The sequence below is a fragment of the Bradyrhizobium cosmicum genome (genome assembly GCF_007290395.2).
Lineage (GTDB): Bacteria > Pseudomonadota > Alphaproteobacteria > Rhizobiales > Xanthobacteraceae > Bradyrhizobium > Bradyrhizobium cosmicum.
In genome coordinates this window covers 3,981,439-3,996,357 of record NZ_CP041656.2, presented here as the reverse complement: position 1 = coordinate 3,996,357, position 14,919 = coordinate 3,981,439, and the positions used below count along the sequence as shown (strand labels likewise).

16 protein-coding genes and 1 tRNA gene are annotated in these 14,919 nt (G+C 64.8%); 12 read left to right on the top strand and 5 right to left on the bottom strand.

The window, feature by feature from the left end; genetic code table 11:
- The first annotated feature begins 58 nt into the window (after positions 1–58).
- The 3 genes from FNV92_RS19205 to FNV92_RS19195 all read left to right on the top strand — a co-directional run bounded on the left by FNV92_RS19205 (position 59) and on the right by FNV92_RS19195 (position 1,513).
- Positions 59–721 (top strand): cold-shock protein, encoded by a 663-nt coding sequence (locus FNV92_RS19205; protein ID WP_015686269.1) that lies wholly within the window; start codon positions 59–61, stop codon positions 719–721.
- Between the two features lie 147 nt (positions 722–868).
- Positions 869–1,351 carry a DUF192 domain-containing protein gene (locus FNV92_RS19200; RefSeq protein ID WP_143846268.1) on the top strand — a complete coding sequence of 161 codons (483 nt, stop codon included), beginning with the start codon at positions 869–871 and terminating at the stop codon, positions 1,349–1,351.
- Positions 1,352–1,436: 85 nt separating this feature from the next.
- A tRNA-Pro gene (locus FNV92_RS19195) sits at positions 1,437–1,513 on the top strand.
- Positions 1,514–1,563: 50 nt separating this feature from the next.
- Here the strand turns inward: FNV92_RS19195 and FNV92_RS19190 are convergent.
- Entirely contained in the window at positions 1,564–1,785 is a 222-nt protein-coding gene (locus tag FNV92_RS19190; protein ID WP_015686267.1) for a hypothetical protein, read from the bottom strand.
- Between the two features lie 274 nt (positions 1,786–2,059).
- On the opposite strand from FNV92_RS19190, the gene FNV92_RS19185 reads away from it, so the two are divergent.
- Positions 2,060–2,434, top strand: coding sequence for a hypothetical protein (locus tag FNV92_RS19185; protein WP_041748333.1), 375 nt, complete (start codon positions 2,060–2,062; stop codon positions 2,432–2,434).
- 747 nt (positions 2,435–3,181) lie between these two features.
- Positions 3,182–3,376 carry a hypothetical protein gene (locus FNV92_RS19180; RefSeq protein ID WP_015686264.1) on the top strand — a complete coding sequence of 65 codons (195 nt, stop codon included), beginning with the start codon at positions 3,182–3,184 and terminating at the stop codon, positions 3,374–3,376.
- Between the two features lie 36 nt (positions 3,377–3,412).
- Here the strand turns inward: FNV92_RS19180 and FNV92_RS19175 are convergent, their stop codons facing one another.
- Positions 3,413–3,811 (bottom strand): hypothetical protein, encoded by a 399-nt coding sequence (locus tag FNV92_RS19175; protein WP_041748911.1) that lies wholly within the window; start codon positions 3,809–3,811, stop codon positions 3,413–3,415.
- Positions 3,812–3,985: 174 nt separating this feature from the next.
- On the bottom strand, positions 3,986–5,164 hold the full coding sequence (locus tag FNV92_RS19170) for an OpgC domain-containing protein (RefSeq protein ID WP_143845057.1): 1,179 nt from the start codon (positions 5,162–5,164) through the stop codon (positions 3,986–3,988).
- Between the two features lie 261 nt (positions 5,165–5,425).
- Here FNV92_RS19170 and FNV92_RS19165 point away from each other — a divergent pair, with 261 nt between their 5' ends.
- The 3 genes from FNV92_RS19165 (at position 5,426) to FNV92_RS19155 (ending at position 6,952) form a co-directional block, all read left to right on the top strand.
- Positions 5,426–5,731, top strand: a complete 306-nt coding sequence (locus FNV92_RS19165; RefSeq protein ID WP_143845059.1) for an ETC complex I subunit — start codon at positions 5,426–5,428, stop codon at positions 5,729–5,731.
- A gap of 200 nt (positions 5,732–5,931) precedes the next feature.
- Entirely contained in the window at positions 5,932–6,420 is a 489-nt protein-coding gene (locus FNV92_RS19160) for an Lrp/AsnC family transcriptional regulator (protein ID WP_143845061.1), read from the top strand.
- A 235-nt stretch (positions 6,421–6,655) separates the two neighbouring features.
- On the top strand, positions 6,656–6,952 hold the full coding sequence (locus FNV92_RS19155) for a DUF3551 domain-containing protein (protein WP_015686259.1): 297 nt from the start codon (positions 6,656–6,658) through the stop codon (positions 6,950–6,952).
- A 72-nt stretch (positions 6,953–7,024) separates the two neighbouring features.
- Here the strand turns inward: FNV92_RS19155 and FNV92_RS19150 are convergent, their stop codons facing one another.
- Complete coding sequence (locus FNV92_RS19150; protein WP_143845063.1) at positions 7,025–8,053, bottom strand: AraC family transcriptional regulator; 1,029 nt, start codon at positions 8,051–8,053, stop codon at positions 7,025–7,027.
- A 144-nt stretch (positions 8,054–8,197) separates the two neighbouring features.
- Here FNV92_RS19150 and FNV92_RS19145 point away from each other — a divergent pair, with 144 nt between their 5' ends.
- The 4 genes from FNV92_RS19145 to FNV92_RS19130 all read left to right on the top strand — a co-directional run bounded on the left by FNV92_RS19145 (position 8,198) and on the right by FNV92_RS19130 (position 13,948).
- Positions 8,198–9,325 (top strand): isovaleryl-CoA dehydrogenase, encoded by a 1,128-nt coding sequence (locus FNV92_RS19145; RefSeq protein WP_143846269.1) that lies wholly within the window; start codon positions 8,198–8,200, stop codon positions 9,323–9,325.
- A gap of 70 nt (positions 9,326–9,395) precedes the next feature.
- Entirely contained in the window at positions 9,396–11,000 is a 1,605-nt protein-coding gene (locus FNV92_RS19140) for a carboxyl transferase domain-containing protein (protein ID WP_143845065.1), read from the top strand.
- 4 nt (positions 11,001–11,004) lie between these two features.
- Positions 11,005–13,032 (top strand): acetyl/propionyl/methylcrotonyl-CoA carboxylase subunit alpha, encoded by a 2,028-nt coding sequence (locus tag FNV92_RS19135; protein WP_168213642.1) that lies wholly within the window; start codon positions 11,005–11,007, stop codon positions 13,030–13,032.
- Between the two features lie 4 nt (positions 13,033–13,036).
- Positions 13,037–13,948: a hydroxymethylglutaryl-CoA lyase gene (locus FNV92_RS19130; protein WP_143845069.1), complete on the top strand. Its 912-nt coding sequence runs from the start codon at positions 13,037–13,039 to the stop codon at positions 13,946–13,948.
- A 6-nt stretch (positions 13,949–13,954) separates the two neighbouring features.
- On the opposite strand, the gene FNV92_RS19125 is transcribed toward FNV92_RS19130, so the two are convergent.
- Entirely contained in the window at positions 13,955–14,881 is a 927-nt protein-coding gene (locus FNV92_RS19125) for a dihydrodipicolinate synthase family protein (RefSeq protein WP_143845071.1), read from the bottom strand.
- Between the last annotated feature and the right edge of the window lie 38 nt (positions 14,882–14,919).

The window sequence follows — 14,919 nt, the reverse complement described above, 5'->3', positions numbered from 1 at the left end:
CGCGTGATTCGACGCCGCCGATCTGGCGGGTTGCATGGGATGTGTGGGGTCCGGGGTTATGGGGTCGTCGGACGGATTTGAGTCCAAGAAGCTCGGGGTTCCCGGGCAGGGCGCATCGCCGGGGCGGTTGACGCCCGGCGAACACGGCGGCGCCGGTCGCGATGGTGTGCTCAGTCCCTTCAGTGGACTTGGCGAGGCCAGCGCCAATCTCGTCGAGGTCCATGGCGTCATCAAATGGTTCGACGCCTCCAAGGGCTACGGCTTCATCGTTCCCGACAACGGCTGGCCCGACGTGCTCCTGCACGTCACCGTGCTTAGGCGCGACGGTTTCCAGACCGCATATGAGGGCGCCCGCATCGTCGTCGAGTGCATCCAGCGCGCCAAGGGCTACCAGGCGTTCCGCGTGGTCTCGATGGACGAGTCGACCGCGATCCATCCGGCGCAGATGCTGCCGCCGCGCACCCATGTCACGGTGACCGCGACCAGCGGGCTCGAGCGGGCCCAGGTCAAATGGTTCAACCGGCTGCGTGGCTTCGGCTTCCTGACCTGCGGCGAGGGAACGCCCGACATCTTCGTGCACATGGAGACGCTGCGCCGCTTCGGCATGACGGAATTGAGGCCCGGTCAATATGTGCTGGTCCGCTTCGGGCCCGGCTCCAAGGGCATGATGGCGGCCGAGATCCATCCCGAGACCGGATCGCCGGGACTTTCGTCCCACTAGCAGGCCGCCGCCGCGCCCATTCGCCAATTCCCGCAATCGTGAGCAGAGGCGCGTCGGCGAGCTGGCTCGCCTCTTTCCTTTCCGGCGACCGCCGCGTAAGGAACGTCGCAGTCCCATGCCCCGAGTGCACTTCCGATGCGTTTTGCCATCAATCCTGACCGAGATGCCGTCTGGTCCGTAGTAAAGGGGTGGCTTGCCGCCATCCTCGTCGTCGTCTTTGCCGTCGCGAGCGCGCCCGTCGGTGCCGCCAGCTTCCAGCCGCTCGAAATCGTCACCAGGAACGGCGTGCAGGTTTTCTCGGTGGAAATGGCAACGACCGAGCAGGAGAAGCAGACCGGCCTGATGTACCGCAAGGAACTGGCCGACGGCAAAGGCATGCTGTTCGACTTCAATCCCGAGCAGGAAGTGTCGATGTGGATGAAGAACACCTTCGTCTCGCTCGACATGATCTTCATCCGCGCCGACGGCCGCATCCTGCGCATCGCCGAGAACACCGAGCCGATGTCGACCAGGATCATCGCCTCCCAGGGCCCGGCCCGGGCCGTTCTGGAAGTGGTGGCGGGAACGGCGCAGAAATACGGCATCCGTCCCGGCGACCGCGTCGGCCACCCCCTGTTCGGCAGCAAGTAAGCGCCCAATAAGACCCCAAATAGATCCATGGGCCAGCCTTGCTGGCCGCTTTGGAAGCGTGTATCGACGGGGCTCGCCGGACATTCGGGGTATAGCGCAGCCTGGTAGCGCGGCAGTTTTGGGTACTGCAGGTCGTTGGTTCGAATCCAGCTGCCCCGACCAGTCCCGGCTCGATACCCCCAAGGTTGCGCTCGAGGCTTTGAGGCTCGACCTCAGAACAACAACCAACCCGCAAGGCGCCAGGCAATCCAGGCGAGGGCGCCGATCCAGCCCAGCATCGCAATTCCGGCCACGCCGAGCCCGCAGAGCGCGAACAGCGAGTTTCCACTCTCCGGTGTGTCCCGGAGTTTCTCAGTCGTATCAATCTGACTCACAGCATCCCCTTGCCTTGCGGCCTGCTCTTCATTGGTCTCCGCTCGCTCGTGAAAATTCACCGTCCGCGCTCCTGCTCACACGGACGTGAGACGAGATGACTGTCCATCCATCGCGGGCGGCCGCCGGTGGCGGTCGCGCGCGGCTTCCCCGGACAGGTGGGAAGAAGCGGCAACTCGCGGCCGGGTGATTGGTTGCCGTCCCGGGAGCCGAAATGCGCGCTGCATCGATGCTTTTCGCAGCTGCGGCGCCTGCTTTGGTCACCCGCCGCGTTGAAGGGAGAGCCGGGCGCGCGATCGGCGCGATGCCCGTGGTTTCCCTGCGAGCGAGGCTTTCATGTCGATCAGTGCGATTGCATCATCCAGTGCGGCCGTGACGGCTTCGACGTCCCAGCCGACGGCAACAACGTCATCTTCGGTGGCATCGTCGACGTCAGCCACCTCGGAGACGTCAGCGGCCTCATCCTCGCAATCGGCGGAGGGCAGCTCGGGCTCGGGCGGCGGTGGCGGCTCAACCAAGACCATCGTCAGCGAGGTCTCCATCACCATCGACGGCCTCACCACCACGACGATCACCTATTCCGACGGCACGACCGAGGTCGAGACCTCTGCGAGCGCACAAGCCGGTCAAGGCAATCAGAAGGGACAGACCTACAACGCGCAAGGCGCCCTCGGCGGCGATGCCCAGGGTACGTCCAGCGCCGGCGTCTGAGCCGGTCTCGATCGCGGGACGGACTAAGGCGTCCCGGCGAGTGTGTGTTCCCCGCCTGAAGCCTGAGCGCTTGTTCTGATGGAAACGCCACTTCTGCGCGATATTTCAAGGGATTATGGCCGGCGGGCTGGCGCAAAATTGCCAAAACCGATCGAACCTTTGTCTGTCGCTGTAGACCAATCAGTATTGGGGATTTCAGCGCCCAATACCTAACGGACGCCGCCAAGCGATGATATTCCGCTTGCGCGGCGTTGCGCTTTTGAAGGATCAGTTCGTTGCGTACCAGCCGAACGGAAACGGAAGGAACGGCCAGACCATCTGATTGTCGTTGGCTGCCATGGGGGGCTGCTGAACGGACATCCTGATGGGTGGAGCAGGCGGCGTCGATCGCACCGCCAAGCGTAGCCATGCACACTGCAAATTCATTGTGGTCGCCCCGGTCCCGTCAATTCTTTTCAAAAATGTCAGTTCAAAATCCGGCGTCAGTTCAAAATCGCTGCACGCCTAAACGGCGCGCTCATTCTCAAATCACGCATGCATTCTAGAAAGATCGACGCGGGCTTTCAACCGGTCTGGCCGGCTGTACACGGGAAGTAAGGTTGACCGGTTAGGTTAAGGCCGAGCAGTTGTTGCGGCCGCTTTGGCGGCTGCTATCAGATCGGTCCTGGCTCGCGATGGTTGCCTGAAATCCGTGCTCACACAGCAGCACGGTTCGTCGCGGCGCTCGTATCCTGTGAGTTCTGCGTCATGTCTTTCGATCGCAACGTCCGAACCGTCAGTCGGCAGTCGAGCTGGACCGAGATCTGGCATCTCTGGACCGTGGTCGTGCCGCGCCGCTCGATCAACGGGCAGTTCGTCTATGGCAAGGTCTGGCGCCGCCATGACGGCCGCGACTGGATCTACAAGAAGTTCACGGAGTTCGACAGCGAAGAGGCGGCCTAAAAGACCGCCTCGTCTCAATCCGGTGCTGCTCGCAGGCTATCCCGGAGCCTGCACGCGCGGCAGCGGCAATTTGAAATGCCGTTTCGCATAGGCGACGATTTCGTTGTCCGAGGGATGATCGGCCGCTTCCACCGCGACGATCCGCTTGGCTATGTCGGGCGCGTGCGCGCGAATGTGGCTGGCGAGTTCCGTCTTCGCGCTTGCCGGTCCGATGATCAGGACTTCGCCGGCATCGGCGAGGGCTTTGGTCACATCGGTGTAGAACGTCTTGTCGGGCGCGGCATGACCGCTGCCGATCTCGTTGGCCTTGTGATGAAGATGACGCGTTGCCAGTTGCGGATGCAGCGTGACTTCGTCCGAGCCGTTCAAGCCGAGATGAAAGATCTTGGCTTGGGAATGGTCGATCCAGACCACGGCGTGAAAATGAGAGGGCATGTGTTTGGCCTTGTCTACGGGGAGGACGCCGACATTGATGTGGCGGCGCATGTCGTGCCGACACTATTCCGGCCGGCCGCCCCTCTGGTTGACGCAGGTCAATCCGATCCCGGACCAGCCGAAAACGGAACGGCCACCCCGACGACGCGCCTGGAGGGCAGGCGCGTCGCGGGCTCAGGCAGCCTTGGCGGTCGGCGCGGCCACCGGCTTGGCCGGCGGCGGCTTCAGCGGCTTGTCCTGCTTCTTCGACCAAGAGATATAGTAGGCGACCGTGGTCATAATCGCGATGCCGGCGACGCTGACGAAGATCTGTGCCAGCAGCGAGCCCGAGCTCATCGACAGCTCGAAATGGCCGACGAAGGACAGGAACACGCCGACGCAGAACACGGCGAGCGACTGCTGGCCGCAGACGATCAGCGGGTCGAACACCTTCCACTCAAGGCCCGGCCACTCCTTCGGGACGAAGCGGATCACCATGATCACGATCACGACGAAGTGGATGAAGCGATAGGGCGCAAGGTTGGTCTTGTCGTTCGGGTTGAACGCCGAGAACAGCCATTCCGGAAACATGCCGCCGAAGCTGGGGAAGCGGCCGGCCATGGTCATGACCAGCGCAAACAGGAGATAGCCGATGCAGAACCAGAGCGTGATCGGCGAGTTGATCACCGTCATCGAGCGCCGCGCCCCGCCCATCGCGCACCAGGCGCCGAACACGAACAGCACCTGCCAAGCATACGGGTTGAAATACCACTGGCCGGCCGGATAGGCGGTCAGGTTCAGGCCGTAGTGGCGCGCGGTGAGCCACAGCACGATCGACAGCGCCATCGTCAGGTCCGGCTTGCGCAGCATGAACCACAGCACCGGAGGAAACAGCCCCATCAGCACGATGTAGAGCGGCAGCACGTCGAGATTGAGCGGCTTGAAGCGCAGGAACAGGCCCTGGCGCAGCGTCTCGGTGGCGTTGTCGACGAGACCGGCGACGTTGAACTCGTTGATCATCTCGGAATCGCCGAAGCGCAGCGCCAGATAGCTGATCGAGGCGATGTAGATCACGAACAGGATGATATGGGCGACGTAGAGCTGCCAGACCCGCTTGGTGAGCCGGGTGGCGCCGACGATGAAGCCGCGCTCCAGCATCATCCGGGCATAGACGAAGGAGGCGGTGTAGCCGGAGATGAAGACGAACAGGTCGGCGGCGTCGGAAAAGCCGTAGTTGCGGGTCGTGATCCAGTTCACGACGTTGTCAGGGATATGGTCGAGGAAGATCGCCCAGTTCGCGACGCCGCGAAACAGGTCGAGCCTGAGGTCGCGGCCTTTCTCGGGAAGGGTAGCGCTGATGTTCAGGAAGGCCATGCGAGGGGGCTTTCGGAGGGGCGGTTACGCTGAGGTTGGCGTGGCGGTGCTGCCGGGTGGGGATCCCGGCGCGTGGAAGGCGGGTACGCAATTGTCACGGTGCAGCATAATGACTATACCGTCGGTGAGGCGACCCGGGGGCCGGAATCACTGATCAGTTCCCGAAAGGTGTCTCTATACTATCTATGCCCACGGTTTCCACCAACTGCCACCGTGACGCATCGAATTCGAACGAAAAGACGAAGAGGGCCCGGACTGCCAATGACCGCACGCATTTTCAAGCCCGCCAAGAACGCGATGCAATCCGGCCGGTCCAAGACCAAGGAATGGCAACTGGACTACGAGCCGGAGCAGCCGCGCGCGGTCGAACCGCTGATGGGCTGGACCTCGTCCGGTGACATGAAGCAGCAGATCACCCTGCGCTTCCACTCCAAGGAAGAAGCCATCGCCTATTGCGAGCGCAAAGGCATCGCCTACCAGGTCATCGAGCCCCAGGATTCGATCCGTCGCCCGGTCGCCTATGCGGACAATTTCTCGTTCCGGCGCGGCGAGCCCTGGACGCATTGAGCCCAGCCAGACTCTATTGAGGCGTCATGCCCGGGCGCGTCCCGGGCATCCACGTTTTGGGGCGACGAAAGAACGGGGATGGCCGGGACAAGCCTGGCCATGACGACGGGAGCGGCTAATCGCCGAGCTCGCGAGCCCTTGGCACCAATACCACCGCGTGCTTCGCTGCCTCGCATGACACGACCATGACGAGGTAGGGGATGGCCGGGCGTGACCAGCTCGACGGCGTCGATCTGAAGATACTCTCCGAGCTGCAGCAGGACGGGCGGGTTCGCAACAACGAGCTGGCGCTGCGCGTCGGCGTGTCCGCGCCGAACTCCCTGCGGCGGCTGAAATCGCTGTTCAGCCGCGGCGTGATCAAGGCGGTGCGCGCCGTCATCGACGAGCGGCGGCTCGGCTTCGAAGTGGTGTCGTTCGTCTCGATCCAGCTCGGCAGTCAAGCCCAGCCGGTGCTGGAGACGTTCGAGAGTTCGATCGCCGCGATCCCGCGCATCCAGCAGTGCTGGCGGATCTCGGGCGACACCGATTACTTGCTCAAATGCGTCGCGCCGAGCGTCGAAAGCATGCGTCAGCAATTGCTGCATTTCGCCGCGATGCCGAACGTGAAAAACGTCCGCAGCTTTCCGGTGCTGGGCGTCGCCAAGGATGTGCCGCTGCCGTTGCAGGAACTGACGGCGCCGGCAACCTAGGCTGCGCACAATAATTCCGACTCGGAAGGCTGACCGCTAAGGGAATATAGTTTCGATTATTATGAATTTATAAGTTAGTAACTCACCTAACTGTGACATGTGATTTGGGAAGTCCGGTAATGCGCTGATCCGTGATTGTCGGAGCCCGTGCGCCGCCTAGATGCGAGGTGTGAACCTCAGCATGTGTCGCATGCCGGGGATTCTTTTGTGGGACCCTCAAGCAGGAAAAGACAACATGACCTCGACCTCGAAGACGTTCGTCGCCTCCGCTGCGACGCTGTTCGCCTCTGCGTTTCTCGTGATGACCGCGCCGGCTGCCAGGGCCGACGACTACTGTATCACCAATGGCGCCCAGGCCGCGCACGGTTGCGGCTTTCCGACGATGGAAGCCTGTCGGCAGGCGGCCGGTGGTATCGGCGGCTCGTGCTCGCAGGCCGGCGGCGCGAAGACCAACGATGCGCTCGCCTTCCAGCCGAAGCAGACGCAGTCGCGTACCAAGCTTCGTTCGGGTGGCCAGACCAACTCGAACTAAGTCCAATATAGGTACTAGCGTAACAATGCGGCCTCTGCGTTCGATCGCGGAGGCCGTACGCGCTTGCAGGACTCAACGATAGCGCCCGCGAAACTCGCGTGGGCTCGCGCCGGTCCAGCTGCGGAAGGCGCGCGAAAAGCTCTTCTCGTTGCGGAAGCCGGCGATCTCCGCGATGCGCTTGATCGGCGCACGACCACGCATCAGCTCCCGTTTTGCCAGTTCGAACTTTGCCTCTTCCTTGAGATCGCGCAGCGAGGTTGCTTCCTCGCGCAGGCGCCGATGCATGGTGCGGGTGGAGAGCGCCAGCTCGCTTGCGACATCCTCGGCGCCGAGACTGCGGCCGCGCGCGTTGCGAAGCACGCGGCGAACGCGCTCGACCAGCAGCCGGTCGCGCCTGTAAGGCAGCACGGTCAGCCGCAACGCGCCCTTGAGCATGCTGTCGAGATCGGCCGCGCTGCGCGTGAACGGCAGCGAAAGATAGTGCTTGTCGAAGACGATGCGGGCGCTGCCCGCATCGAAGCTCAGGTTCTTGCAGAAGATGGTCGGATAGACCGAGACATGGCCGGGCTCGGCAAAGGGAAATTCCGCCGCGCGCAGCGCGATGGCGGAATCGACCGCCCAGCAGGAGAAGCCGAGCACATAGCGGAGCAGGGTGACGAGGCAGAATTCGCGGAGCGGGCCAAGGTCGCGCTGCTCGCGGATGGAGATGGTCGCGGTCTCGTCGCCAACCGCGAGCTCGAACAGCACGTCCTCGGTCAGCAGGCGGTGATGCCGGCACCAGCGCTTGAGAGCGACTTCGAGATTGGGCGCCGTGATCGAGGCGCGGCACAGCATGCCATAGGTTCCCCAAGGCAGCCGGCGCGAGAACCAGCCGAGCGCCTCGTCGTCGAGCTCCCGCATGGCGTGACCGGCCAGTGCCTCGAACTGGGCCGCCGTGATACGTCCGTCCCCGGAATGAACGAGGTCTTCGGTGACCTGGCCCTTGCCCAGGGCCTCGGCCGCGTCCCGCCCGTAGCGGGCATAGGCGGCGACCACGCCGCGGACGAAGGCGGCGGGGGTCACGGCACGGCGCGGCGTTGCGGTGGCGGCTTGAAAAGGCATGAAAAATCCTCGCCAAACTTGGCGGAAAATGCAACCTTTTCGACCGCCAGGGCGCCCGGACGGAGGTAGGTTCGGGCGATAAAAGACGGAGGAATCGCCTTGAACATCCCGAGCATCGACTTCGATCTGGGCGAAGACATCAGCATGCTGCGCGACACCGTGCGCGCCTTCGTGGAGGCGGAGATCACGCCGCGCGCCGCTGAGATCGAGAAGGCCAATCTGTTCCCGGCCGACCTCTGGAAGCGCCTTGGCGACCTCGGCCTGCACGGCATGACCGCGCCGGAGCAATATGGCGGCTCGAACATGGGCTATCTTGCCCACATCGTTGCCATGGAGGAGGTCTCGCGCGGCTCCGCGGCCGTCGGCCTGTCCTACGGCGCCCACTCCAATCTCTGCATCAACCAGATCCGCCGCAACGGCAACGAGGCGCAGCGGCAGCGCTATCTGCCAAAATTGATCTCCGGCGACTATGTCGGGGCGCTCGCGATGTCCGAGCCCGGCGCGGGATCGGACGTGGTCTCGATGAAGCTGCGCGCCGACAAGCGCGGCGACCGCTATGTGCTCAACGGCTCCAAGATGTGGATCACCAATGGCGGCGACGCCGACGTGCTGGTGGTCTACGCCAAGACCGATCCGGAGGCCGGCCCGCGCGGCATGACCGCCTTCCTGGTCGAGAAGGGTTTCAAGGGCTTCACCCACGGCCAGCATCTCGACAAGCTCGGCATGCGCGGCTCCAACACCTATCCGCTGTTCTTCGACGAGTGCGAGGTGCCTGCGGAGAACGTACTCGGCAAGGTGGGCGAGGGCGTCAAGGTGCTGATGTCCGGCCTCGACTATGAGCGCACGGTGCTCTCAGGCGGCCCGCTCGGGATCATGGCGGCCTGCATGGATGCGGTGGTGCCCTACATGCACGAGCGCAAGCAGTTCGGCCAGCCGATCGGCGACTTCCAACTGATGCAGGGCAAGCTCGCCGACATGTACGCGACCTGGCAGGCCACGCGCGCCTATGTCTATGCGGTCGGCCGCGCCTGCGACCGCGCCGACCATGCGCGCACACTGCGCAAGGATGCCGCCGCTGCGATCCTCTATTCCGCCGAGAAGGCGACGTGGATGGCGGGCGAGGCGATCCAGGCGCTTGGCGGCGTCGGCTACACCAGCGAATTCCCGGTGGGACGTCTCTGGCGCGACGCCAAACTGTACGAGATCGGCGCCGGCACCTCGGAGGTGCGCCGCATGCTGATCGGCCGCGAACTGATGGCGGAAACGGCCTAGGCTTCCACTCGTACAGAACTTCCGCGCGCTGTCGCGGCCTCTCATCACGTCACCAGAAACGCGGGACCTCATGCCGCTTCATTCCAGTATCGATCCTTCCTCGTCGGATTTCGCGCGCAACGCCGAATCCATGCGCGGCCTCGTCGCCGATCTTCGCGAAAAGCTCAGCCAGGTCGCCGGCGGCGGCGGCGAGGTCTCGCGCAACCGCCACACCGCGCGCGGCAAGATGCTGGCGCGCGAGCGCGTCGACCTCCTGGTCGATCCCGGGACCTCGTTCCTGGAGCTGTCGCCGCTCGCGGCCTACGGCCTTTATGGCGGTGACGTGCATTCGGCGAGCGTGGTTACCGGGGTCGGGCGCATCGCAGGCCGCGAATGCGTTGTTGTCGCCAACGACGCCACGATCAAAGGTGGCACCTACTATCCGATGACGGTGAAGAAGCATCTGCGCGCGCAGGACGTGGCGCGGCAGAACAATCTTCCCTGCGTCTACATGGTGGATTCCGGCGGCGCCTTCCTGCCGCTGCAGGACGAGATCTTTCCGGACGAACGGCATTTCGGCCGCATCTTCTACAACCAGGCGCAGATGTCGTCGCAAGGCATTCCGCAGATTGCGATCGTGATGGGCTCCTGCACGGCAGGCGGCGCCTATGTGCCGGCGATGTCGGACGAGAGCATCATCGTGCGCAATCAGGGCACCATCTTCCTCGGCGGCCCGCCGCTGGTGAAGGCCGCGACCGGCGAGGTCGTCAGTGCCGAAGAGCTCGGCGGCGCCGACGTGCATTCGCGGCAGTCGGGCGTGACCGATCATTACGCCCAGAACGATGCCCATGCGATCGGCATTGCCCGGCGCATCGTCGGCACGCTGAAGCCGTCCACGCGGCCGAATCTGAACATGCATCCGCCGCGCGATCCGCTGTTCGCGGCAGAGGAGATCTACGGCGTGGTGCCCGTCGATGGCAGGAAGCCGTTCGATGTACGCGACATCATCGCGCGCGTCGTCGACGGCTCCGAGTTCGACGAGTTCAAGAAGCTCTATGGCACGACGCTGGTGTGCGGCTTCGCCCATATCTGGGGGTTTCCGGTCGGCATCATCGCCAACAACGGCATCCTGTTCAGCGAGAGTTCGCTCAAGGGCGCCCATTTCATCGAGCTGTGCTGCCAGCGCGGCATTCCGCTGGTGTTCCTGCAGAACATCACCGGCTTCATGGTTGGCAAGAAGTATGAGGCCGGCGGCATCGCGCGCGACGGCGCCAAGCTGGTCACCGCGGTTGCGACCGCCTCGGTGCCGAAGTTCACCGTCGTGATCGGCGGCTCCTACGGCGCCGGCAATTACGGCATGTGCGGCCGCGCCTATTCGCCGCGTTTCCTGTGGATGTGGCCGAATGCGCGCATCTCGGTGATGGGCGGCGAGCAGGCCTCCATGGTGCTAAGCCAGGTCCGCCGCGACAATATCGAGGCCAAGGGCGATAGCTGGTCGAAGGAAGACGAAGATAAATTCCGCGAGCCCATTCGCGCGCAGTATGACAGCCAGGGGCATCCCTACTACGCCACCGCGCGCCTGTGGGACGACGGCGTGATCGACCCGGCCGACACACGGCACGTGCTCGGCCTTGGCCTCTCGGCGGCGTCGAATGCGCCGATCGAGCCCACGAAATTCGGCCTGTTCAGGATGTGATGCGATGGACCGCTCAAAGCTCTACCGGCGTTTTCGCACGCTCCTGATCGCCAACCGCGGCGAGATCGCCTGCCGCGTCATCCGCACCGCGCGCGCCATGGGCCTGCGCACGGTCGCGGTCTATTCCGAGGCCGATCGCGACGCGATGCATGTCGCGCTTGCCGACGAAGCCGTGCTGCTCGGGCCGGCACGGGCCCGCGATAGCTATCTCAGCGTCGAGCGGCTGATCGAGGCCGCCCGCAAGACCGGTGCGGAGGCCGTGCATCCCGGCTACGGCTTCCTGTCCGAGAATGCCGAGTTCGCGCAGGCTTGTTACGACGCTGGCCTCGTCTTCGTCGGCCCCACCGCCGGGATGATGACGGCGATGGGCTCGAAGTCCGGCTCCAAGGCGCTGATGGAAAAGGCCGGCGTGCCGCTGGTGCCTGGCTATCACGGCGATGCCCAGGACGATGCGACCCTGGCGAAGGCGGCCGAGAAGGCCGGCTTCCCCATCCTGGTGAAGGCTTCCGCCGGCGGCGGCGGCCGCGGCATGCGCATCGTACGCTCGGCCGACGAGCTTGGCCCCGCGATCGTCAGCGCCAAGCGCGAGGCCAAGGCCGCGTTCGGCGACGACCGCATGCTGATCGAGAAATATGTCGATAATCCCCGCCACATCGAGGTGCAGATCATCGGCGACAGCCACGGCAATATGCTGTCGCTGTTCGAGCGCGAATGCACGCTGCAGCGCCGGCACCAGAAGGTGATCGAGGAGGCGCCGTCGCCGACGCTCAATCCTGCCCAGCGCGAGACGGTCTGCGCCGCCGCGCGAAAGGCGGCGGGCGCGGTGAACTATGTCGGTGCCGGCACGATCGAGTTCGTCTCCGACGGCAAGGACGTGTTCTTCATCGAAATGAACACGCGTCTGCAGGTCGAGCATCCCGTGACCGAACTGATCACCGGGATTGACCTGGTCGAATGGCAGCTGCGCGTCGCCTTCGGCGAGGCGTTGCCGCTGAAGCAGGACGAGATCCGGCTCAGCGGCCATGCTGTCGAGGCGCGCGTCTATGCCGAAAACCCGACCAAGAACTTCATGCCGTCGGTCGGCAGGATCTCGACTTGGCGTCTGCCGGCGGAAGGCGGGGGCCTACGGATCGACGCCGGCTATCGCGAGGGCGATAGCGTTTCGCCGTATTACGACGCCATGCTCGCCAAGATGATTGCGTGGGCGCCGACGCGGGATGTCGCGATCGAGCGGCTCAACCGCGGGCTGGAAGAGTCGGACGTCCGCGGCATCGTCACCAACATCCCGTTCCTGTCGGCGCTGATGACGCATCCGAAGGTGCGGAAAAACGCGATCGACACCGGCTTCATCGAGCGCGAACTGGCGGTGCTGACGTCGGCCCCGGCAGCGCCCGGCGAGCTCGAGCTGTGCGCCGCGGTCGCCGCTGTTATCAACGACGAGCAGCAGGCCGCGCAGGCAAACGCGGCGTCGTCTTTGAGTTCGCCTTGGCAGACCTTTGGCTGGATGCCTGTCGGCCGCCGGCAGCGCAATTTCGTCTTCCGGGCGGGCCATGGCATCGGACCTGGGACGGAGCAGAAGGTCACGCTGAATTACGGCAGCGGCCCGTCGACGCTTGTGATCGGCGACCGCGAGCTGGCGTTCGCGATTGCGCCGAAGGAGGGCGGCTTCGACCTGACGCTCGATGGCGTCAAGTCGCAGGTTGCGGCCGTGATCGACGGCCACGAATTGTATCTGCGCACGCGCAACGGCCGTTTCGACCTGCATTGGGTCGATCCGTTCGGCGGCGAGACCGAGGAGCAGACCGGCGCGGACAAGATTGCGGCGCCGCTGCCGGGCACGGTGGTCGCGGTGCTCGCCGAGGAGGGGGCAACGCTCGAGAAGGGCGCGCCGATCCTGACGCTGGAGGTGATGAAGATGGAGCAGACGCTGCGCGCGCCCTATGCCGGCGTCCTGAAGTCGATCAAATGCAAGGTCGGCGACATCGTCCAGGAAGGCGTCGAGCTCGCCGTGGTCGAGCCGGCGGGTGAGTGAGATCATGAGCGATCCCGTTCGCATCATCGAAATGGGGCCGCGCGACGGCCTGCAGAACGAGAAGACACCTGTCAGCGTTGAGGCCCGCATCGCCTTCATAGAGGCGCTGGTGGCGGCCGGGCTGAATGCGGTCGAGGTCGGCGCCTTCGTCTCGCCCAAGGCGATCCCGCAAATGGCAAGCTCCGACGCCGTGCTGCGCGGCGTGAGCCGCATCAAGGGCGCCGAATTCCACGTGCTGGTGCCGAACGAGAAGGGCTATGACGCCGCGCGCGCCGCCGGCGCGAAGGTCGTCTCCGTGTTCGCGGCTGCCTCCGAGGGCTTTTCGCGCGCCAACATCAACTGCACGGTCGCGGAGTCCATCGAACGGTTCAAGCCGGTGCTGGCGCGCGCCAAGGCCGATGGCGTCAGGGTCCGCGGCTATATCTCCTGCGTGCTAGGCTGTCCGTTCGACGGTGAGATCAAGCCGAAGGCGGTTGCCGATCTCGCCAGCACGCTGTGGGAGCTCGGCTGCTACGAGATCTCGCTCGGCGACACCATCGGCGTCGGCACGCCGGCCAAGGCGAAAGACATGCTGCGCGCCGTGAGCGCCAACATTCCCGCCGCCAAGCTTGCGATGCATTTTCACGACACCTACGGCCAGGCACTCGCCAATCTCTATGCCGGCCTGGAGGAGGGCGTCCGTGTCATCGACGCCGCCGCCGGCGGCCTCGGCGGCTGCCCCTACGCGCCGGGCGCGACCGGCAATGTCGCGACCGAGGATGTCGTCTACATGCTCGAGGGCGTGGGCGTCAGGACCGGCGTGGACATGGACAAGCTGCTGGCCGCGACCAACGCGATGAGCGGCGTGCTGGGCAAGCCGCCGGTGAGCCGCGTGGCATCGGCGTTGAATGCGAAGAAGAGGCGGGCGACGGCGTAAGGCCTCTTACGCCGCCTTCAGCCCGACATCCGGCAAGCGCGGCCGGTTCTTCAGCGCCTTCGCCATCATCGCCTCGACCTCGGCCTTCTCCTGCGGCAGCAGCGCGAGGCGGGGCGGGCGGGTCAGCGCGGTGCCGCGGCCCATGATGTGCTCGCACAGCTTGATGCACTGGACGAGGTCCGGGCGTGCGTCGAGGTGCAGCAGCGGCATGAACCATTCGTAGAGCGGCATCGCCTCGGCAAAGCGTCCGGCCTTGGCGAGGCGAAACAGCGTCTCGCCTTCGCGCGGGAAAGCGTTCGACATGCCGGAGACCCAGCCCACGGCGCCCATCGCTACGCTCTCGACGATGACGTCGTCGAGGCCGGCGAACAGCACGAAGCGGTCGCCGACCATGTTTCTTGTGTCGATGAATCGCCGCGTGTCGCCCGAAGAATCCTTGAAGCAGACCACGGTCTCGACGTCGGCGAGCGTGACCAGGATGTCGGGGGTGACGTCGTTCTTGTAGATCGGTGGATTGTTGTAGAGCATCACCGGCAGGTCGGTCGCGCTGGCGACGGCGCGGAAATGCGCGGCGGTCTCGTGCGGCTTGGACGAATAGACCAGCGCCGGCATCACCATCACGCCGTCGATGCCGACCCGCGCGGCTTCCTTGGCGGTGTCGACCGCGAAGGCCGTGGTGAATTCGGCGATACCGCACAGCACGGGCACGCGGCCGGCCGCGACGGACTTCGCCGTCTCCATGATCGCGACCTTCTCCTTGCGCTCCAGCGAGGTGTTCTCGCCGACCGAGCCGCAGACGATCAGGCCGGAGACGCCGTCGCGGATCAGTCCGTCCATCACCTTGGCGGTCGCGTCGATGTCGAGCGAGAGATCGTCGTGGAATTGCGTGGTGACGGCCGGGAAGACGCCTTCCCAGGAAACGCGGCGGCTCATGATGTGACTCCAAGTAAGCTTGCCGGCGGGGGGCTGGG